The following is a 19,603-nucleotide window of genomic DNA, read 5'->3' as shown; positions in this document are numbered from 1 at the left end:
CACTCATCGATCGCCATCACTCAGAACCGGCCTCGGGACCTGTGCTGGGGATTGCGGGACCAAGGGCGGGAAGGTCCAGCTCTCTCACCACCGGCCCGTCGATGTACATGGAAAGTCGGCCCTCAAGAAGGTCGCGGTCCTGTCGTAAGCCGCCCTCGCTTCTCGCATGAGTCCAGAAAGATCACCGTGGCGAGACGACCACCCTTCATCACCGGCCAGTTCAAGCACCGCTGCGTGACGGATGCTGAATGACACCTCCGTGAGCTCATCTTCCAGCGGGTGATGCCGGAGGCGCCGTCGCGGCCGCCAGGTGGTGGCCGGCGGCGGCACGGTGACCGGGAGGTGCTGGCCGCGATCGTGTTCGTGGCAACGTCGGGTTGCACCTGGCAGCAGCTGCCTTCCGCGTCGTTCGGCCCGTCCGGAGCGACGGCCCACCGGCGGTTTTCGCAGTGATCGAAGGCCAGGGTGTGGGCCAAGCTCCACCGCCTGGTCCTCGACGAACAGGGCGCACGTGGCGAGCTGGACTGGTCGCGGTGCGCGATCGACTCGGTGAACATGCGGGCCCTGAAAAGGGGGACCTGACAGGTCCGAATCCTGTCGACCGGGGCAAGTACGGCTCGAAGATCCACCTGGTTACGGAACGCTCCGGTCTGCCTGTCTCCGTCGGCATTTCCGGGGCCAACCTGCATGACAGCCAGGCCCTGATCCCTCTCGTGAAGGGCATCCCGCCGATCCGTCTTACGGCTTCGCCGGGCACAGGGAGAAGCAATGGAACCCGCCCCGCGAGGACGTCGAGGTGTACCTGGCCGGCCATCACAGATGATCTTTAATGGACTGTTTACGTTGTACCGGTTTCTGTCCATGGATCAGGTCGTTGGTCGGGTATGTCGACCAATACGAGTGCTCATGCCCCAAAAGATCCGCTCCTTGCTCCCCGTCGGGGCGAGCTGGCCTCGGTTCTCTTTCTGGACGGCGATACGGGACCCGATCTCCACTCCAGATGGTGCAAGGCGATTTCGACCGGCCTGTTCCGCCACCGCTGCGAGTTGTCAGTCAAGGAGCGGTGGCAGCAGTCGTACGAGCGGCTGCGTGCCCTGAACGAGGAAGTGCATGATGTGCCGGATCTGGTCCGGGACCCGCGAGCGCTGGCCGCACTGCACGAGTGGACATCGGTGGTGGACGGAGCCACGGCCACCGTGGCCGGCATCCACTACAACCTCTTCCTCGGCAGCCTCCTCGACGACGACGTTTCGCCTCCACGTGACCTGGCCGAGTTCGCCGAACTGGCGGTCAACGGAACCTTCCTGTGTACCGAGCACGGACACGGCAACGACGCGGCGGCGCTGGAGACCGTCGCCTGCTATGACCGTGACCGGGACGAGTTCGTGCTGCACACCCCGCACGAGGGCGCGCAGAAATACATGCCCAACACCAGCGCCGCGGGCGGGCCGAAGAGCGCGGTGGTCGCGGCCCGGCTGGTGGTCGACGGCCGGGACGAGGGCGTCCTTTTGTTTCTCACCCCGCTGAGTGACCGACGGGGAACCCTGCCCGGCGTCACGGTGGCGATACTGCCGGACCGGATCGGCAGCCCGGTGGACCACTGTGTCACCAGCTTCGACCACGTCCGCCTGCCGCGCACCGCACTGCTGCAGGGCGAGCACGGACGGCTGACGGTCGAAGGCACTTTGACCAGCGCCGTGGGGAGCGCGCGTAAAAGGTTTCTGCACGCCATCCGGCGGGTGACGGTCGGCAAGTTGTGCATGAGCGCGAGCACCTTGGGCGGCAGCCGCGCGGCACTGGCCATCGCGGTGCGCTACGCGTACCTGCGCCGTATCTCGGGGCCGGTGGCCGGAGAGCGCGTCCCGCTGGCCGCGCACCGCAGCCATCACGCCCGGCTGCTCGCCTGCACCGCCACGGCGTACGCCATGACCTTCCTGCACCGAACCGTCACCGAACGCTGGATCACGCACGGCCCTGAGGACCGGGAGGAGACGGAACGACTGGTGGCGATGGCCAAGGGGTGGATCACCTGGCAGGCCCGCGACATCACGATCGAAAGCCGGGAACGCTGCGGAGCCCGCGCGCTGTTCCCGGTGAACGGGCTTGCCGAATTTCCCGCCAACGCAGACGGAGCCATCACTGCCGAGGGCGACAACCTCGCCGTCTGGTGCAAGGCCGGAGCCGAAATGATTTTCGGCCACGCGGCCGCTCCGGAGCCGCAGACAGCCACCGGTCAGGAGTCCCTGACCGATCCCGCCTTCTTGCGCCGCGCCCTGGCCGCCGCCGAGCGCCACTGGCACCTGACCGCCCGCCGGGACATCCGCAACGGCACGGGGGACGGCCTCGGGCGCTGGAACCATGCCTCCTCCGCAGCCCTCGCCCTGGTCGAGACGCATACGGTGGGCCAGGCCGCCGACGCCTTCGCCGCTGCCTGCGCACAGGCCACCGACCCGAGTACTCGCGCCACCCTGGACGATCTGCACACCCTGTTCCTGCTCGAGCGGCTGGCCCCGCTCAGCGGACAGCTGCTGGCCGACCACATCTTCACCGCCGAACAGGTCCGCTCCTTGCCCGACACCCTGCGCGAGCTGACGGCGAGGCTCGCGCCGCATCTGGCGACCCTGACGGCGGCGTTCGACGTGCCGGAGGAGCACCTGGCGTCGCTGCCGATGCTGACGTCGGTGAATCCCGCCCCGGCATGACGCCCGTGAAACAGGGCGGCGGGTCGACCCCGGCTGGCTACCGGGGCAGAAGGAGCTGTCCGCGGAACTGCGTCCTCACTCGCTGTACTGCGCGTAGGCGTCCAGGATCGGCAGGATCTGGTCGGCGGGGCGGGTGGCAGCCAGCCCTGTCGGGCTGATCCGTGCCCCTCCCACCCGCGCGAAACCACTCCACCGAACTGGTCGAAGAGGCGCCCACGCCCGCGGCCTCCACGCAGACCAAGGGATCCGGCAGCGGCTGCGAGGACGGCTGGGTCAGCGCCGACATCACGAACCTCGCGCGGGCCTGGGCCACCAACCCGTACAACGAGAACATCCTGGGCGTCCGGGCCGCGGACGAGAAGGATCCGTACGCCTGGAAGCGCTTCAGCTCCCGCAACGCCGCAAGCGGCGTGCCGGTGATCTCGGTGACCTACGACCGCCTGCCCTCGACGCCCAGCGCCGTGAAGCTCGACCCGTCGGCAACCAACACCTTCAACAAGCGGACGTATGCCACCTCCAGCACCCCGACCTTCTCCGCGAAGGTCACCGACCCGGACGGCGGCACGGTCAAGGCGCAGTTCGAGGTGACCGCCGACCCGGGACCCGGTGACGCAGGCTCCTACTCCTGGACCGGCACGAGCACCGGCGTCGCGTCGGGCGCCACCGCCAAGGTGACGCTGCCGGCGGACAAGAAGCTCGGCTCCTTCGCCTACCGTGTGCGCGTGCGGGCCCACGACAGCTCCGGCCACGGCCCGTGGAGCGAGCACGTGACCTTCCGGGTGAACACGCTCAAGCCCGTTCGTCCCACCATCAGTTGCGACGGATTCGCGCAGGACGAGTGGACCGACAAGAGCGGCGACCTGAGCTGCACGTTCACCACCACCTCCAGCGACGGCCGCGGATTCCTGTACGGCCTGGACGACCCGAACACCCAGAAGCAGGTCAACGACCCGGCGGGCACCGGCGGCAAGCCGGGGACCGTGAAGCTCAAGGCCGCCAAGGGCTGGCACACCCTGCACGCCCGCACCGTCGACTCGGCCGGGCTGCTCTCGGGCACGAGCACCTTCCAGTTCGGCGTCGGCCCCAAGCCCGCCGCGCTGCTCGTCCCCGACCGGCCCACCACGCTCCAGGAAGGCGCGATCGACACCCCGGCCCCGCTCCTGTCGGGCGTCGTCACGTCCCCCGACCAGGCACGGGTCAGCGGCGCGTTCGCGCTGTACGACGCCTCCGGCGAGGAACTGCCCGGCGTCGTCCTGCCGCAGCCCAGCGAGGAGAGCGGCAGCCGGGTGGCGACCGCGGTCCCCGAGGGCACCCTCGTCCCGGGCACCACGTACCAGTGGGCCATGCGCGCCTGCGGTGAGGCCGCGTGCTCCCCGTGGACTCCCAGGCGCACGTTCACCGCGAAGGACGCGAAGGCCGATCCGGTGCCGCACACCCGGACCGTCGAGATCACGGCGCTCTCGGACGCCACCGCCCCGGTCGGCGCCGAGGACTGCCCGGGCAAGGACTGCGCCGCCGTCCGTGACGAGACGCTGCACGTGGGCACACCCGGCGGCGCCTCCTGGCGCTCCTGGCTCAAGGCGGACCCGGCCGCGATCCCCGCCGGAGCCCGGATCACCGACGCCCGCCTGAAACTGCACCGCGCGGACTGTTCCGCCGACGACGACTGCGTCGAGCCCGCCCCGACCCTGAAAGACCTCGCCGAGGCCTGGAGCCCCGAGCAAAGTGGCCAGGCCCTGGCGGCCGCCGCAAGCGACGAGGCGTTCGACACTGAGGAGGGGCTGCCGCTCCCCCTCCAGGACCTCAACGTCGGCCCGCTGGTAGCGGACTGGCTGGAGACGGGCGAGAACCACGGGCTGAGCCTCCAGCTCGGTGACGAGAAGGACGCCGCCCCCGGCATGGCCTACCACTCGTCACGCGCCGCCGACCCGGCGAAGCGACCGCGGCTCGCCGTCTCCTACATCTCCTCGGCCGCGCCCGGCGCCCCGCAGGACGTCAAGGCCGTTCCGGCCGACGGCGGGCTCCTCGCCACCTGGAACGCCCCGCAGGACCCGGGCTCCGCGACCGACGCCCTGAAGTACACCGTGGTCGTCCACAAGGGCGCGACCGAAGTCGCCCGGCAGACGGTGGACGACACCCGCGCGGTCTTCTCCGGCCTCGCCAACGGCGCCGCCCACGCCGTCACGGTCAGCGCGACCTCCGAGTTCGGCACGTCGAAGACGACCGACTCCGTGCCCGCGAAGCCGGTGAAGGTCGCCTCCCAGGACCGCTACGCCCAAGCTGTACGGGACTACTTCGAGGCCCGGGCCGCGCTCCTCAAGGGCACACACACCACCGCGGAGAAGGCCGCGGCCGCGTCCCCGCACGCGGCGATGTTCCGCGACCTGCTCGCGGGTCAGGCACCCGACCTGATCCTCACCCGGGAGGCCAACGCCCGCCACGGCCGCCACTTCTCCCAGGTCGAGGCCACCCTGGACGAGCTGCTCACGGGACCGGGCCCGGACGACACGGTCGTCGTGCGCGGCCGGGTCGCGGAGCGGACCGTCCTCACCGACAAGGACGGCGACCAGGAACCCGAGGAGGGTGAGGTCCCCGGCCGGTTCGTCTTCGCCGACGGCGTCCTGCGCATGGAGGCCGACGACGCCGCCGTCGAAGTCACGATGCCCACCGACGAGGCCGCCGCCCAGGCCGCCACCGTCGCCCCGCCCGCCGAAGACAGCCTGGCGGGCATCGTGTCCCCCGAAGACGAAGGGCTCCCCATCGAGCTGGACGCGGACGGCATGCTCGTCGATGACCCGGCCGCGTGGCCTCGTCGATCCAGTCCCCTGCGTGGATCACGACGTCCGCCGCGTCGATGTCCTTCATCAGGTCGTCCGGCAGACGTTTGGCACGGGCCGGCACGTGCGTGTCGGAGGTCAGCAGCAACTGCATGTACGCAGCGTAGGCCCCGCCTCGCCCGCGACTACTCCCCCACGCTCTCGAAAGCCAGCAACAAATCCGCCGCCACACTCACCGCGATCGTCGCGGGCTCCTTGCCCGTGATGTCGGTCAGGCCGATCGGGGTCTTGATGCGGTCGATCGTGGTGTCGTCGTGGCCGCCCTCGGTGGCCAGGCGTTTGCGGAAGCGTGCCCATTTGGCCGCCGAGCCGATCAGGCCCACGGAGCCGAGGTGTGTCGTGCGCAGGGCGGCGTCGCAGAGGGCCGCGTCCTCGGCGTGGTCGTGGGTCATGATCAGGATGTGCGTGCCGGCGGGCAGGTCGTCCAGGATCTCCTCCGGCAGCAGCGGCGTGTGGTGGACGTGCACCTGTGCCACCGCGTCCGACAGCGCGTCGAGCCGGGCGTCCGTGAGCGTGTCGGCTCGGCTGTCGATCAGGTGCAGGTCGAGGTCCTGGCGGGCCAGGATCCGTGCCAGTTCCAGGCCGACGTGGCCGACGCCGAAGATCGCCACCGCCCTTACGACCGGCAGCGGTTCGAGCAGGATGGAGACCGTGCCGCCGCAGCACTGCACGCCGTGCTGGTTGGTCACCTTGTCGTTCAGGGCGAAATCCATCAGCTCCGGCTCCGCCTTGGCCGCGACGAGCAGCTCGCGTGCGCGGTCGATCGCGACGGCCTCCACGTTGCCGCCGCCGATCGAGCCCCATGTCTCGCGGTGCCCGACGACGAGCTTGGCTCCGGCCTCGCGCGGGGCGTGACCGCGCACGGTCGCGACGGTCACCAGCACGCCGGACTCCCGGCGCGCCCGCAACCGCGCGACCGCGGCGATCCACGTCATGTCAGGCACCGTTGAGTGCGGTCGCGTCGGCCCGCGCCGGGTCCGTGGCGGCGTCGGCGTCGGCGTCGGCGTGCGCGGCGAAACCGTTCGCCGACGGCGCGTCGAGCGCATGACCGCTCCGGGACGCGGACGCGGACGCGGCCGTGGCCCGCCGCGCCTCCTCGATCGCCCAGAACACCGCCTCCGGCGTCGCGGGCGAGGCCAGCTCGACGCTGTGGCCGTTCGGCCCGAACGCCGCGGCGGCCTGCCGCAGTGCCTCACGTACCGAGAACGCGAGCATCAGCGGCGGCTCGCCCACCGCCTTGGAGCCGTAGACCGCGCCCTCCTCGGTGGCCCGTTCGAGCAGCGTGACGTTCAGCTCCTCCGGCATCTCGGAGAAGCTCGGGAGCTTGTACGTGCTCGCCGCCTGGGTCTGCAGACGGCCGCGGTTCGGGCCGTCGCTCGTGTCCCAGCGCAGGTCCTCCAACGTCAGCCAGCCCGCGCCCTGCACGAAGCCGCCCTCCACCTGACCGATGTCGATCATCGGGGAGAGGCTGTCACCGACGTCGTGCACGATGTCCACGCGCCGGATCCGGTAGGCGCCGGTGAAGCCGTCGACCTCCACCTCGGTCGCCGCGGCGCCGTGGGCGAAGTACTTGAACGGCGAGCCCCGGAACGTCTTCGCGTCCCAGTGCAGGCCCTCGGTGCGGTAGAAGCCCGCGGCCGACAGCTGGACCCGCTGGAAGTACGCGGTGCGCACCAGGTCGTCCCAGTCCACCGCCTTGTCGCTGCCCAGGGCACGTGCGACGCCCTCGACGATGCGTACGTCCGACGCGTTCGCGCCCAGCTGGGTGCCCGCCACCTGGAGCAGGCGCTCGCGCAGCTGCTCGCAGGCGTTCTTGATCGCGCCGCCGTTGAGGTCGGCGCCCGCGCTCGCGGCGGTGGCGGAGGTGTTGGGCACCTTGTCGGTACGCGTCGGCGCGAGGCGTACCTTCCGCAGCGGGATGCCGAGCGTGGTCGCGGCCACCTGCATCATCTTCGTGTGCAGGCCCTGGCCCATCTCGGTGCCGCCGTGGTTGATCAGGACCGAGCCGTCCTTGTAGATCAGCACGAGCGCGCCGCCCTGGTTGAAGGCGGTCAGGTTGAAGGAGATGCCGAACTTGATGCCGGTGACCGCGACGGCACGCTTGGTGTGCGGGTGCGCGGCGTTGAACGCGGCGATCTCGCGCTTGCGGTCGGCGATGCCCGCGTCGTTCCGCACCTGCTGCCAGACGGTGGAGATCCGCTCGGCCTGCGTGACGGGCTGGCCGTAGGGCGTGGTCTGGCCCTGGCCCGGCCGGTAGAAGTTGCGTTCCCGCAGCTCCATCGGGTCCAGGCCGAGCATGGGCGCGCAGCGGCCCAGGATGTCCTCGATCACGAGCATGCCCTGGGGGCCGCCGAAGCCGCGGAAGGCGGTGTTGGAGACGGTGTTGGTCCTGGCGATCCGGCCGGCCACGCGTGCGTTGGGGATCCAGTACGTGTTGTCGATGTGGCACAGCGCGCGGGCCAGGACGGGCTCGGAGAGGTCGAGGCTCCAGCCGCCGTCGGCGACGAGGGCGGCGTCCAGGGCCTGGATACGTCCCTCCGCGTCGAAGCCGATCTTCCACGTGGCGTGGAATCCGTGCCGCTTGCCGGACATGGTCAGGTCCTGGGTCCGGTTCAGCCGGAACCGGACCGGGCGGCCGGTGAGCTTGGCGCCGAGCGCGGCGACGGCCGCGAACCCGTGCGGCTGCATCTCCTTGCCGCCGAAGCCGCCGCCCATCCGCAGGCACTGCACGGTCACCTCGTGAGCCGGAACGCCGAGCACGTGGGAGACGATCTCCTGCGTCTCCGACGGGTGCTGGGTGCTGCTCTGGATGAACACCTGCCCGTTCTCGTCGATCTGGGCGAGCGCCGCATGCGTCTCGAGGTAGAAGTGCTCCTGTCCCGCGAACTGGAACTCACCGCTGAGCACGTGCGCGGAGTCGGCGAAGCCCGCGTCGATGTCACCGGTCTCCATCAGGGGCCGGGCACCGTGGTAGCTGTCGGCCTCGATCGCCTCCTTGAGCGTGACCAGGGAGGGCAGTTCCTCCAGGTCCACCTCGACGGCCGCCGCGCCGAGCCGGGCCGCCTCCAGGGTCTCGCCGAGCACCCAGGCGACCGCGTGGCCATGGAACATGACCTCGTCGGGGAAGAGGGGCTCGTCGTGCTTCATGCCCGCGTCGTTGACGCCGGGCACGTCGGCGCCGGTCAGCACGCGGACCACGCCGGGCACGGCGAGCGCGGGCGCGGTGTGCAGCGCGGCGATCCTGCCGCGGGCCTTCATGACCTGCACCGGGTACGCGTGCAGGACGTCCTTGGTGCGCTGGACCAGGTCGTCGGTGTAGAGCGCGGAGCCGGTGACGTGCTGCACGGCGCTCTCGTGCGGCATGGAGACGCCGACCACGGGCTTTTCGGGACGCTCGGACAGATGACTCATGAGGGGACCGCCTCGGTGGTTTGTGCGTGCAGCTTGAGCAGGCTCTGGCCGAGCATCGCGGAACGGTAGAGGGCGCTGGCGCGGTGGTCGCTCATCGGGGTGCCTTCCCCGCGCAGCACCCGGGCGGCTGCCTCGACGGTCTCCGCCGACCACGGCTTGCCTTCGAGGGCGGCCTCCGTGGCGAGGGAGCGGATGGGGGTCGCGGCCACGCCCCCCAGACCGATGCGTGCCTTGCGTACGGTCCCGTCCTCGATGTCGAGCGCGAAGGCGACCGCGACACTGGAGATGTCGTCGAAGCGCCGCTTGGCGATCTTGTGGAAGGCCGTGACCGGCGACAGCGGCAGTGGAACGCGGACCGCCCGGATCAGCTCGCCGGGGCGGCGGACGCTCTGCCGGTACCCGGTGAAGTACTCCGCGAGCGGGACCACGCGCTCACCGTCGGCATCGGCGAGCACCAGCGACGCGTCGAGCGCGAGCAGCACCGGCGGGCTGTCGCCGATGGGCGAGCCGGTGCCCAGGTTGCCGCCGAGAGTGGCGCCGTTGCGGATGAGCCGGGACGCGAACTGCGGGAAGAGATCGGCGAGCAGCGGAACGGCGGGTACGTCTCCGCCCAGGCGACGCTCGATCTCCGTGAGCGTCAGCCCGGCCCCGATGTCGAGGTGGCCGGGCTCGACGCGCAGCTCCCGCAGTTCGGGCAGCCGGTCGATGGCGACCACGCAATCGGCCCTGCGGGAGCGGATGTTGACCTCGACGCCCCAGTCGGTGGATCCGGCGACGACGACGGCGTCGGGCCGCTCGCGCAGCAGCCGCAACGTCTCGTCCAGGGTGTCCCTGCGCAGGAACGTGGCGCCGTCCCGGGTGTACTCGGTGGCGACGGGTGCGGGCGGGGCCTGCTCCCGGCGATGGGCCAGCGGGTCGCCCTCGGCGGGCGCGCCGACGGCGAACGCGGCGTCGCGGATGGGGCGGTAGCCCGTGCAGCGGCACAGGTTTCCGCTCAGGGCGTGCAGGTCGAAGCCGTTGGGGCCGTGCTCGGGGTCGGAGTCGCCGTTGGCCTCGGGACCGGGGGTGTGCTCGAGGTCGGGGGTGTGCTGGCAGCGGCCCGGACGGTAGTACTCCGCGGCCATGCTGCAGACGAACCCCGGTGTGCAGTATCCGCACTGGGAACCGCCGCGAACCGCCATCTCCTCCTGTACGGGGTGCAGCGAGGGCATCGTGCCGGGCTCCCCCGCCGTGGCGAGGCCCTCGGAGGTGATGATCTCCTGCCCGTCGAGTGCGGCGGCGGGGACCAGGCAGGCGTTGACCGCGACCCAGTCGGTGGGCTTGTGCACGCCGGGCCTGGCCACCATCACCGAGCAGGCGCCGCACTCACCCTCGGCACAGCCCTCCTTGGTGCCGGTGAGGCCGCGCTCGCGCAGGAAGTCCAGCGCTGTCGTGTGGGGCGCGGCAGGCGAGAGCGGTGTCTCGTTCCCGTTGACCGTGATCCGCGCCTCTGACACGGCGCCGGGCAGCCGTTCCGGTGCGCGATCGGTCGATGTCGTGTTCGCCAATTTCAGGCAGCTTTCTGTGTTCAGACGCGCCTCACGGCAGAGGCGGGCGCGGGAGGGCACGGGACAGCGACGTGCCGAAACATGGTGAGGAGAAGGAGAGGAGAACCGGGACGTGCCGCGAAGGGGCACATCAGGACGGCGTGCTCAGCAGCCGTGCGCGATCCGGCCCGGGACCCAGGCGGTGCACTGGGCGAGGCGACCGAGGTCAGAGCTGGTGTACATCTGCGGGTCGCCTCCGTTCCGTGCGGTGGATCAGTGCTGTGAGTCGGTGCCTTGGGCCCGTGCCACTAGGTCCGTGCCGCGAGTCCATGCCGCGGCGCGGGTCAGTGTCATCGCAAGGTAGTGACTTGCTTCACGCAGGTCAAGGGGGTGGCTTCGGTACGGGGCCCTCTCCGGCGGCAATCCGCCGCCGTGACGGCCCGGGGAGACCGCCGCTCGGTCCCGGCCGGGCATCGGCGTGGCGCCTGCAGGGTCCGGGAAAGGCAGAGCCCATGTTCCGATGGAGTGCGGCAACAAGAGCATGGCAAACGGCGAGTTCGACGACCACGGACGACTACGAGCGCGTCGGCGGCCCCGGCGCGTGGTCCGTGACCCCGCGGTGAACCGACCGATCAGCCGAGGCGCAGCACGCGGCACGCAACCTGGGTACGCGCAGGCACGACAACCGCCGGTCGAGTTACGCGGCGAGGGCCTTGTCGCGCTGTCCGGCGCCCGGACGACGGCTGCAGCCCGCCGCCAGCAACGAGTCGGCTGTGTCCAGAGCCCGGCCGATGTCCTGGCAATCGGTCATCACGCACAGCGTGTAGCTGACGTCTTCCAGTGCGCGGGAGGTGGCGCCGGTGGGGCGAATGTCGTGCTCGATGCGTGCGTGCGCGAAACGCGCCAGCACCGTGCGCAACGTGTTCTCCGCCGGGGCGATCATCACTTCTCCTTGAGGTGGGCAGGGCGATCTCTGCAGCGCCCGTCTGCCCCGTCCTGCGGGAAGTACGCCCTCGGGCATGTGCCCGGGGTGTGGTGCGGCCGTCCCGCCGCCCGCGGCGAACAGCGAACGGCTCGCCACTTCGCCCACTGGTGAGTGCAACGCGCATCCAGGGGCAGACGGTTGATGAGACGGCTGCCGCGCCGAGTGGCCGTACTTACTCTGTGTGGAGGTGCGAGCAATGAAGCATGCCCAGGTACTGGGAACGTTTCCGGCGGGATCCCCCCGCGGCTCCTGGCCCGCCGAAGAACTCGCGGCGCGCCTCCGCTCACAGGGGCGAGCGGCCGAGGTCGTCATGGATCTCGCCACCGACGCCTTCCTGGTGGTCGCGCCCGGTCCCGCCGAGGTCGTTCACGTGGACACGGTGGAAGCGGCCCCCGCACAGGCGCAGTACACCGCAGCTTCGTAACCGGCCGCCCGCAGGGCAGGGAAGAGCATGGGCAGCCCCGGCCCCGGCCCATCCCCTTCCCTGCCGCAGCTCACGCGAACTACTTGAGATCGCGCTGCTTGGGAACCACGACGCCGAAGCGGTCCTGGATCGTGGCGAGGGCACTCTCGTGGACCTGCCGGGCGGGGATGCCCCGAGGGTTGCCGTTGACCGGGAGCGGGCGGGTCGCCGAGGCGTCGCCGACCACGGTCGGGTCGTAGCCGTTGTACACGGCGCCCTCGGCGGTGAAGAGCGTGCACATGTGGGTCATGAAGCCGGAGATGATCACGTTCTTGCGGCCGGTCTTCTTGAGCTCGGCGGCGAGGTCGGTGTCATGGAAGCCGTTGGGGACGGCCTTCTCGACGACGGTCTCCCCCTTGGCCGGCTTGAGGGCCGGGATGATCTGGCCCGCCTTCGACTTGAGGTCGTAGCCCTTCTCCACGATGTGGATGACGGGCGTGTGCTCCCTGCGGGCACGCTCCAGGAGGGTCTTGGTGTTCTTGACCGCGTCGCGCCAGCCCGTGAGCTCCATCGTGCCGTCGGTGTACACGTTCTGGTAGTCGACCAGGATCAACGTCGCGTCGGACAGCTTCGCGGGCGTCTCGTCCAGCTTCATCAGCTGACGCAGCGTCGTGGTGTCCTTGGCGTGGTTCTTGCCCTTGCCACGGTTGTCGTCCTTGTCGTGGCTCTTCTCGTTGCGCTGGTCACGGCTGTCGGTGCGCGTGGCGGCCTCGGAACTTCCGCCGCACGCCGTGAGCGTGGCGGCGAGCACGGCGGCGGCGCCCAGGGCGGCGGCCGGACGGAGCAGTTTGGGCAGCGTGGCCGGCATCAGACGATCTCCTTCTGCGTGGCGACCACGACTCCGTACAGGTCGGCGATGGTGGCCAAGGCACTGTCGTGCACCTGGCGGGCGTCGAGGTCGGTGCCGGTGACGGGGAGGGAACGGGTCGCGGTGGCTTCGGCGACGACGGTGGGGCGGTTGCCGTTCAGGAACGCGCCCTGCGCGGTGAACGCCACGCACATGTGCGTCATCCAGCCGGCGATGACGACGTCCTGACCCTCCTTGAGGTGCGTGTCGAGGTCGGTGCCGACGAACGCGTTCGGGGCCTGCTTGACGACGACCGGCTCGCCCTCGCGAGGCGCGACCTTGGGGTGGATGCTGCCGATCTCGGCACGGATGTCGTACGGGGTGCCCTCGCCGCCGTCGTTGATGACGTGCACGACGCGCGTGCCGGCCTCGCGGGCCCGTGCCAGCAGCTGCGCGGCGGCGTCGAGGGACTGCTCCCAGCCGTCGAGTTCCATGACGCCCTGGGTGTAGGTGTTCTGGAAATCGATCAGGATCAGCGTCGCGTCGGCCAGCTTCGCGGGCGTCTGGTCGAAGCCGTTGAGCTCGCGCAGCGTCGTTCTGGACATGGGGGAACCACCTTCAGGGTTACGCGGAATTACGTGGGATGTGCAGTTCGCGGTGTTCCGTCGAGCTACGTCGATCACGCTATGACGACGCCGACAGGTCGGCAATGACGTGTAACCTGCAGATCCAGACACGCCAGAGTCGGTCTGCAAGGCCCACCCGACCAGGGAGACCCGTGCCGCAATCCGCCGCGAGACGGCTCATCGTCATCGTGCTCTTCGACGGCGTCGACCTGCTCGACGTCACCGGGCCCCCGGAGGTGTTCTCGCTGGCGCTGCGCGAGACCGACGAGGCGGCGGGCTACGAGGTCGTGCTCGCCGCCGCGACCATGGAACCGGTCACCACGGGGGCGGGCGTACGCATCCTGCCCGACGTCACCTTCGAGGAGGCCGCACGCCGCAGCATCGACACGCTGCTGGTGCCCGGCGCCGTGGAGGTGGACGAGGAACGCCGCGTACACCCCCTGGTGGAACCCCGGCTCGTCGAGTGGGTGAAGGCCCTCGCCGGGCGCTCGCACCGGATCACCTCTGTGTGCGTGGGCGCACATCTCCTCGCGGCGGCGGGCTTGTTGGACGGCAAGCGGGCGACCACGCACTGGTCGACCGCCCAGCAGTTGGCCGCCGATCACCCGGCGGTCCAGGTGGACGCCGACCCGATCTTCATCCGCGAGGACAACGTGTGGACCGGGGCCGGCATCAGCGCCTGCCTCGACCTCTCGCTGGCGCTGATCGCCGACGATCTCGGCGAGGCGGTCGCGCTGCGGGTGGCCCGCCAGCTGGTCATGTACCTCAAACGACCCAGCGGGCAGAGTCAGTTCAGCGTCCCGCTGACCCAGGTGTCCACGACCCGGCGCATCGAGGACCTGCGCCACCACATCCTGCGCCACATCGACGAACCGCTCACCGTGACCGCCCTCGCCGAGTACGCGCACGTCAGCGACCGGCACCTGACGCGCCTGTTCAAGACCGAACTGGGCGTGACCCCGCACGCGTACATCGAATCGGTACGGGTGGAGAAGGCGCGCCACGCCCTGGAATCCTCGGACTCGACGCTCGAACGGATCGCGTCCGACTGTGGTTTCGGCACCATGGACACGTTGGTGCGGGCGTTCCGACGCCGCCTCAACACGACACCGAGCGAATACCGGCGCGGGTTCCGAGTACCTCAACTGCCTTGAGGTGCAGGCAGGTTCAGTGAAGCCCACTGCGGTGGGAGCGGCAACGGCGAAGGGGATCAGCATGCGGACCGGCATCGTCATGAGCGCGCGCCCGGGTCTGGAGCGTCTGGCCGCGCGTGCGGAGGAACTCGGCTTCAGCAGTTTCTGGGTGTACGACACTCCGATGGTCCACGGCGATCCGTTCGTCGGCCTCGCGCTCTGCGCCAAGGCCACCGGCCGGATCAAGCTCGGCATCGGGGTCACCTCACCGGCACTGCGGTCCGCGCCCGCCGCGGCGGCAGCGCTCGGCAGTCTCAACGCCCTTGCTCCCGGCCGCGTCATCTGCGGAGTCGGCACCGGCAACACCGCACGCCGAACGCTGGGCATGCGTCCTGCGAAGCTCGCGGAGCTGGAGTCGTTCACGGGCGCCCTGCAGGACCTCACGGCCGGCCGCGAAACCGAGTACCGCGAGGGGACCCGGACCAGCAGGGTGCGTTTCCTGCACGCGGACGGCTACGTCAACACCGACGACCCGGTGGAGTTCGTGATGGCCGCGTTCGGCCCGAAGGTCGCCGCCATCGCCGGCCGCCTGGGTACGGGGCTGATCTCCTTCGCGCTGCACGCCCCGTCGGCCTGGTCCGCTCTCGGCGAGGCCCGCCGGGCGGCAGCGACGCCGACAGCCGCGTACGACGCCGAGCGTCCGCCCTCGTACCTCATCTCATCCCTGTACGTTCTCGGCGACGGCGAGGACCGTTACGGCCAGGCCGTCAAGGACGCGATGGGGCACATCGCGGTGAGCGCGTTGATCCTCGCGGTGGAGAACCCCGCCTTCCGCGCGGCGCTCCCGCCGGAGGAGTCCGCGGCCGTCGAGCACCTGCTCCACCTGCGCGGCACCACCGCCACCGCCCCCGACCGCCACCACACCCTGTACCGCGACTACCTCGGCCGTCTCCCCGCCGAGGACCGCGGCCTCGTCGTGCCCTCACTGGTGGACAAGTTCGGCCTGGTCGGCACCTGGGACGAGATCACGCGGCAGATCGACGCGCTGGAGAAGTCAGGAGTCGACGAGCTCGTGATCCACCCCGTGGCGGACCCCGAAGCGGAAATGACCGCGCTGGCGCGGCTCTTGCGGTGAAGCGGTGAAGCGAGGGGCCGGGGCACCGGGCTCGGCGAGTTGCCCACCGGAGCACGTGAACAGCGGATGTCGCACGTCAAACGTCTGGATCACGTAACGGAGTTCACGAGGCATACAACCCTCGCCCCCAAGGGCCTGTCTCCTCCCACGTCACAGCCGTTCCCGACAGGAGGACCCGTGCCCCGCCGCACACTCATCAGCGCCATCGCCGTCGTAGCGCTGACCGCACCCCTTGCCGTCTCCGTCACCGCCGGCACCGCGGCCGCTGCCCCGCAGCCGCCCCGCACCCCGGTCGTCGACTTCAACCACGACGGTTACGCCGACCTGGCCGTCTCCGCGCCGGACGGCACCGTCGACGGCGTCGAGAAGGCGGGCTACGTCTCCATCGTGTACGGCACCGCATCCGGGCCCGGCACCGAGTCCCACCAGCGCATCAGCCGAGCCACCCCGGGCGTCCCCGGCGAGCTCCAGGGCACGTTCGCCTTCGGTTACCAGACGGTTCCCGCCGACCTCGACGCCGACGGCTACACCGACCTGCTGGTGACCGGCGGTGACGACAGCGGCAACAAGGCCACGGTCCTGTGGGGCTCTGCCGCCGGGCTGACCGGCGCGGACACTCTCCTGCCGCATGCGAACTCCGAGTTCGCCACGGGTGACTTCAACGGCGACGGCAAGCGCGACCTGGTCGTCAACGACGTACCGAGCGACGACCCCGACGTCTCCGGGATGACCGTCGAGTACGGCCCGTTCACCCGCGCCGGCAAGCCCGCGTCCCAGGACAGCGTCGTCACGAGCGACGGGCCCACCGGCCTGCGCTCCTTCATCACCGGCGACCTGACCGGCGACGGCGTCGACGACATCGTCAGCACGCACGGCTTCGAGGAGATGACGCACGACGCCCGCTTCTTCAAGGGCGGCCGCAGCGGCGTCAGCCACACCTCCACCAAGCTCGGCACGGCCTACAGCGGCACCGTCGGCGACGTCGACGGCGACGGGTACGGCGACCTGATCACCCGCGACATCGGCAGCGTCACCGAAGTCATCGACTCCCACCCGGGCAGCATCACCATCCAGTACGGCAGCTCGGCGGGACCGACCGACGCGCGCAAGAAGGTCATCACCCAGGCGACCGCGGGCGTCCCCGGGGCGAGCGAGGACGACGACGCGTTCGGCGCCTCCCTCAGCGCCGGCGACGTGGACGGGGACGGCAGGGCCGAGGTCGCCGTCGGCGTCCCCGGCGAGAGCCTGGACGCGGCTGCCGGCACCGGTGCGGTCGTCGTCCTCAAGGGCGCGTCCAAGGCCGAAGGCGGCATGACCGGCAAGGGCGCCGTCGCCTACAACCAGACCACCGCGGGAGTGCCCGGCGTCGCCGAGAGCGGTGACGACTTCGGCCGCCAGGTGCGCCTCACCGACCTCGACAAGGACGGCCACGCCGACCTGACCGCCACGGCCCCCGGCGAGGACGGCACCTTCACCGATTCGGGCGCCCTGTGGAACCTCTACGGCACCACGGGCGGCCTGACCACCACCGGCGCGAGCACGCTCGCGCCCGCGAAACTCGGAGACCCCGAGAAGGGTGCGAAGTTCGGCCTGCAGCTCGCCGGCTGACGACCCTCACGAGACATGACCGCAAGCGTGGCGGCCGCACCAGTGGCGGCCGCCAACGGGCGGCTGCGACGGGCACGTTCAATCCACGCCCTGGTCGGAGGGTGACCCGTCGGCGACCTGGTTGCTGCGAACGATCTCCGGCATGTGCGTCTCGGCCCAGACCCGCAGCGCGGAGAGCGGCCCTTCGAGGGACAGGCCGAGCTCGGTGAGCCGGTAGTGCACGGCGGGCGGCACGGTGTGCTCCACGCGGCGCGCGGCCAGGCCGTCGCGGACGAGGCTCTGCAAGGTCACGGACAGCATCTTCTGGGAGATGCCGGGGATACGGCGTCGCAGTTCCGCGAACCGGAGCTCGTCCGGCGCTTCCTCCGCCAGCACCTTGACCACCATCGACGTCCACTTGGTGCCGATACGGTCGAGCAACTGGCGGGTCGGGCAGAGCGGATTCAGCACATCACCCCGCTCGCCGGGCCGCCTGCTGCGTTCTCCGGGCCTCGATGTGGTCACTCCGGGTTCACCACCTGAAGGGAAAGTGCCGTCTTGGAGGAAGCAGAGTAGTTCCCTAGCGTGACGTGGTCACCAATCTTCACCGGACCACCCCACCTGGAGCCTCTCCATGCCCGAAATGCAGCGCGCGCCCGCCACAGAAGGGCGGCGCGTCCCGGTCACCGAACTGCGACGCGTCCCCGTCAACGGCGTCGAACTGAACGTCGCCCTCGCCGGATCGGGCCCGGCCGTCCTGCTGCTGCACGGGTTCCCGCACACCTGGGAGGTCTGGACTGACGTCATGGCCGACCTGTCCGACCGCTACCGCGTCATCGCGCCGGACCTGCGCGGGTTCGGCGCGAGCAGCGGGACCGCCTCCGGGTACGACGCGGGAACCCTGGCCGAGGACGCCGCGGCGCTCCTCACCGCGCTCGGCGTGCCCTCGGCGGCGGTGGTGGGCATCGACGCGGGTACCGCACCGGCCTTCCTCCTCGCCCTGCGCCGCCCCGGTCTCGTCCGGCGCCTGGTCGTCATGGAGTCCCTGCTGGGCAGGTTGCCCGGCGCCGAGGAGTTCCTCGCCGACGGGCCGCCGTGGTGGTTCGGCTTCCACTCCGCCGCGCCCGGCCTTGCCGAGACCGTGCTGGAGGGCCACGAAGGTGACTACGTCGACTGGTTCCTGCGCGCCGGCACGCTCGGCGAGGGCGTGCACCCCGCTCTCCGGGACGCCTTCGTCCGCGCATACACCGGCCGCGAGGCGTTGGGCCGCGCGTTCTCGTACTACCGGGCACTGCCCGAGAGCGCGACACAGATCGAGCAGGCGGTCGCCACCGCCCGCCTGAAGGTCCCGACCATGGCGTTGGGTGCCCGGCCCGTCGGTGCGGCACTGGAACGCCAACTCCGCCCGATCACCGACGATCTCACGGGCCACGTCATCGAGGACTGCGGCCACATCATCCCGCTGCACCGCCCCCGCGCCCTGCTCGCACTGCTGCGTCCGTTCCTGGCCGACGAGAACGCCGAAACAACGTGACCGGGCCCGGGAGCCCGCCCCCGGAGGAGAGTTGCCCTTCGATACACGTCCTGTCCCGCCCCTAGGGCCTGTGTCGGAACTCCCCGGAGCGCGCAGCTCTCACGGTGGCCTGAACGTATCGGCCCACTCCCGGCGCGCCGCCTCGCCCTCCCGACTCCCCCCTCTCCTCGCAGCACGTTCGACGCGCGAGTACGCCCGCTCTCCGCCCGTCCGCCCGGCCCCAATCCGCCCGAAGCGTGGATCTCGCCGCATATCCGTCCACGTCGACGTCCGCTCACAGCCAGTGATCACCGCATCGAACTGGCCGAATGATCTCGCGTTCGAAAGGCCGCCATTGGGACACCCGCGCGACCGCGACACGGCGCCCCACGCGGCGCGTACGCATCAGCCAACTCGCCTGCACCACAGTCAGTTTGCTGCCGCCCCTCGATCAACCGCAGGGAGCGAGGGGGAGCCACCCCTCGCCTGCCAGGGCGGCGGCACCTCGCAGCACCGCCGTACACACACGTCTGCGAGCGTCCGAGCCCCGGCGGCACAGCACCCAAGTGCGCCGGGTGGCCCCGTGGTTACGCATGGCGACGCCCACTCGTCGCGTGGCCGAAAGATGCACCTGTACAGCCAAACAATCTTGGAATCCCTGGCCATGCGCCTCTCCAGGCACTTAAGTACCTGTCGGGCACTCGCTACCGGCCACGGGCGAAAGCCACCGGCCCGGTCTTGCGCCAGCGGTCGTCTCCGCCCTGCTCGTCGGCCACACCGCTGTCCCCGGTACGACCGTGCCACCCACCCCCACTGCCCCGAGGATCCTTCTACCCATGGCCGCCAGTGCACACCGCCCGGTGTCGTGCTCACACTTCCCGGCGGGCCTCGGCGCTCA

The 19,603-nt window shown here is 70.6% G+C and carries 13 protein-coding genes and 3 pseudogenes; 8 read left to right on the top strand and 8 right to left on the bottom strand.

Annotated features, from left to right (window positions below; genetic code table 11):
• Nucleotides 1-267: 267 nt before the first annotated feature.
• The 3 genes and pseudogenes from DEJ48_RS38530 to DEJ48_RS40650 form a co-directional block, all read left to right on the top strand.
• Nucleotides 268-752 (top strand): annotated as a pseudogene (locus DEJ48_RS38530) (IS5 family transposase); the annotation flags it as partial.
• Nucleotides 753-884: 132 nt separating this feature from the next.
• Nucleotides 885-2,702 (top strand): acyl-CoA dehydrogenase, encoded by a 1,818-nt coding sequence (locus DEJ48_RS38525; RefSeq protein ID WP_150220718.1) that lies wholly within the window; start codon nucleotides 885-887, stop codon nucleotides 2,700-2,702.
• A 161-nt stretch (nucleotides 2,703-2,863) separates the two neighbouring features.
• Nucleotides 2,864-4,645 (top strand): annotated as a pseudogene (locus tag DEJ48_RS40650) (DNRLRE domain-containing protein); the annotation flags it as partial.
• An 859-nt stretch (nucleotides 4,646-5,504) separates the two neighbouring features.
• Here DEJ48_RS40650 and DEJ48_RS40645 read toward each other — a convergent pair.
• From DEJ48_RS40645 to DEJ48_RS38485, 5 genes and pseudogenes are all read right to left on the bottom strand, one after another.
• A pseudogene (locus DEJ48_RS40645) lies at nucleotides 5,505-5,633 on the bottom strand (metallophosphoesterase family protein); the annotation flags it as partial.
• Nucleotides 5,634-5,664: 31 nt separating this feature from the next.
• Entirely contained in the window at nucleotides 5,665-6,474 is an 810-nt protein-coding gene (gene xdhC / locus DEJ48_RS40640; RefSeq protein ID WP_150221655.1) for a xanthine dehydrogenase accessory protein XdhC, read from the bottom strand.
• A gap of 1 nt (nucleotide 6,475) precedes the next feature.
• A complete protein-coding gene (gene xdhB, locus DEJ48_RS38500; RefSeq protein WP_150220717.1) occupies nucleotides 6,476-8,950 on the bottom strand; it encodes a xanthine dehydrogenase molybdopterin binding subunit in 2,475 nt (824 codons plus the stop codon).
• A complete protein-coding gene (locus tag DEJ48_RS38495) occupies nucleotides 8,947-10,446 on the bottom strand; it encodes a xanthine dehydrogenase small subunit (RefSeq protein ID WP_150221654.1) in 1,500 nt (499 codons plus the stop codon). The genes xdhB and DEJ48_RS38495 overlap by 4 nt, the downstream gene beginning before the upstream one ends.
• A gap of 727 nt (nucleotides 10,447-11,173) precedes the next feature.
• A complete protein-coding gene (locus DEJ48_RS38485) occupies nucleotides 11,174-11,419 on the bottom strand; it encodes a DUF5133 domain-containing protein (protein ID WP_150220715.1) in 246 nt (81 codons plus the stop codon).
• 238 nt (nucleotides 11,420-11,657) lie between these two features.
• Here DEJ48_RS38485 and DEJ48_RS38480 point away from each other — a divergent pair, with 238 nt between their 5' ends.
• Nucleotides 11,658-11,885 (top strand): hypothetical protein, encoded by a 228-nt coding sequence (locus DEJ48_RS38480; RefSeq protein WP_150220714.1) that lies wholly within the window; start codon nucleotides 11,658-11,660, stop codon nucleotides 11,883-11,885.
• Nucleotides 11,886-11,964: 79 nt separating this feature from the next.
• Here the strand turns inward: DEJ48_RS38480 and DEJ48_RS38475 are convergent, their stop codons facing one another.
• The gene (locus tag DEJ48_RS38475; RefSeq protein WP_150220713.1) at nucleotides 11,965-12,732 is read right to left on the bottom strand and encodes an isochorismatase family protein; all 768 of its coding nucleotides are present in this window, start codon (nucleotides 12,730-12,732) and stop codon (nucleotides 11,965-11,967) included.
• Entirely contained in the window at nucleotides 12,732-13,316 is a 585-nt protein-coding gene (locus DEJ48_RS38470; protein WP_150220712.1) for an isochorismatase family protein, read from the bottom strand. Before DEJ48_RS38470 ends, DEJ48_RS38475 begins: the two co-directional genes overlap by 1 nt.
• Nucleotides 13,317-13,525: 209 nt before the next feature.
• Between DEJ48_RS38470 and DEJ48_RS38465 the strand changes: the two genes are divergently transcribed.
• The 3 genes from DEJ48_RS38465 (at nucleotide 13,526) to DEJ48_RS38455 (ending at nucleotide 17,213) form a co-directional block, all read left to right on the top strand.
• Entirely contained in the window at nucleotides 13,526-14,491 is a 966-nt protein-coding gene (locus DEJ48_RS38465) for a GlxA family transcriptional regulator (RefSeq protein ID WP_411757565.1), read from the top strand.
• A gap of 61 nt (nucleotides 14,492-14,552) precedes the next feature.
• A complete protein-coding gene (locus DEJ48_RS38460) occupies nucleotides 14,553-15,605 on the top strand; it encodes an LLM class flavin-dependent oxidoreductase (RefSeq protein ID WP_150220710.1) in 1,053 nt (350 codons plus the stop codon).
• Between the two features lie 177 nt (nucleotides 15,606-15,782).
• The gene (locus DEJ48_RS38455; RefSeq protein WP_223832376.1) at nucleotides 15,783-17,213 is read left to right on the top strand and encodes an FG-GAP-like repeat-containing protein; all 1,431 of its coding nucleotides are present in this window, start codon (nucleotides 15,783-15,785) and stop codon (nucleotides 17,211-17,213) included.
• A 78-nt stretch (nucleotides 17,214-17,291) separates the two neighbouring features.
• On the opposite strand, the gene DEJ48_RS38450 is transcribed toward DEJ48_RS38455, so the two are convergent.
• Nucleotides 17,292-17,717 carry a winged helix-turn-helix transcriptional regulator gene (locus tag DEJ48_RS38450; protein ID WP_150220708.1) on the bottom strand — a complete coding sequence of 142 codons (426 nt, stop codon included), beginning with the start codon at nucleotides 17,715-17,717 and terminating at the stop codon, nucleotides 17,292-17,294.
• 109 nt (nucleotides 17,718-17,826) lie between these two features.
• On the opposite strand from DEJ48_RS38450, the gene DEJ48_RS38445 reads away from it, so the two are divergent.
• Nucleotides 17,827-18,726, top strand: coding sequence for an alpha/beta fold hydrolase (locus tag DEJ48_RS38445; RefSeq protein ID WP_150220707.1), 900 nt, complete (start codon nucleotides 17,827-17,829; stop codon nucleotides 18,724-18,726).
• The last annotated feature ends 877 nt before the right edge of the window (nucleotides 18,727-19,603 follow it).

The organism is Streptomyces venezuelae, assembly GCF_008642315.1.
GTDB lineage: Bacteria > Actinomycetota > Actinomycetes > Streptomycetales > Streptomycetaceae > Streptomyces > Streptomyces venezuelae_D.
This window is presented reverse-complemented; position numbering and strand designations above follow the sequence as displayed.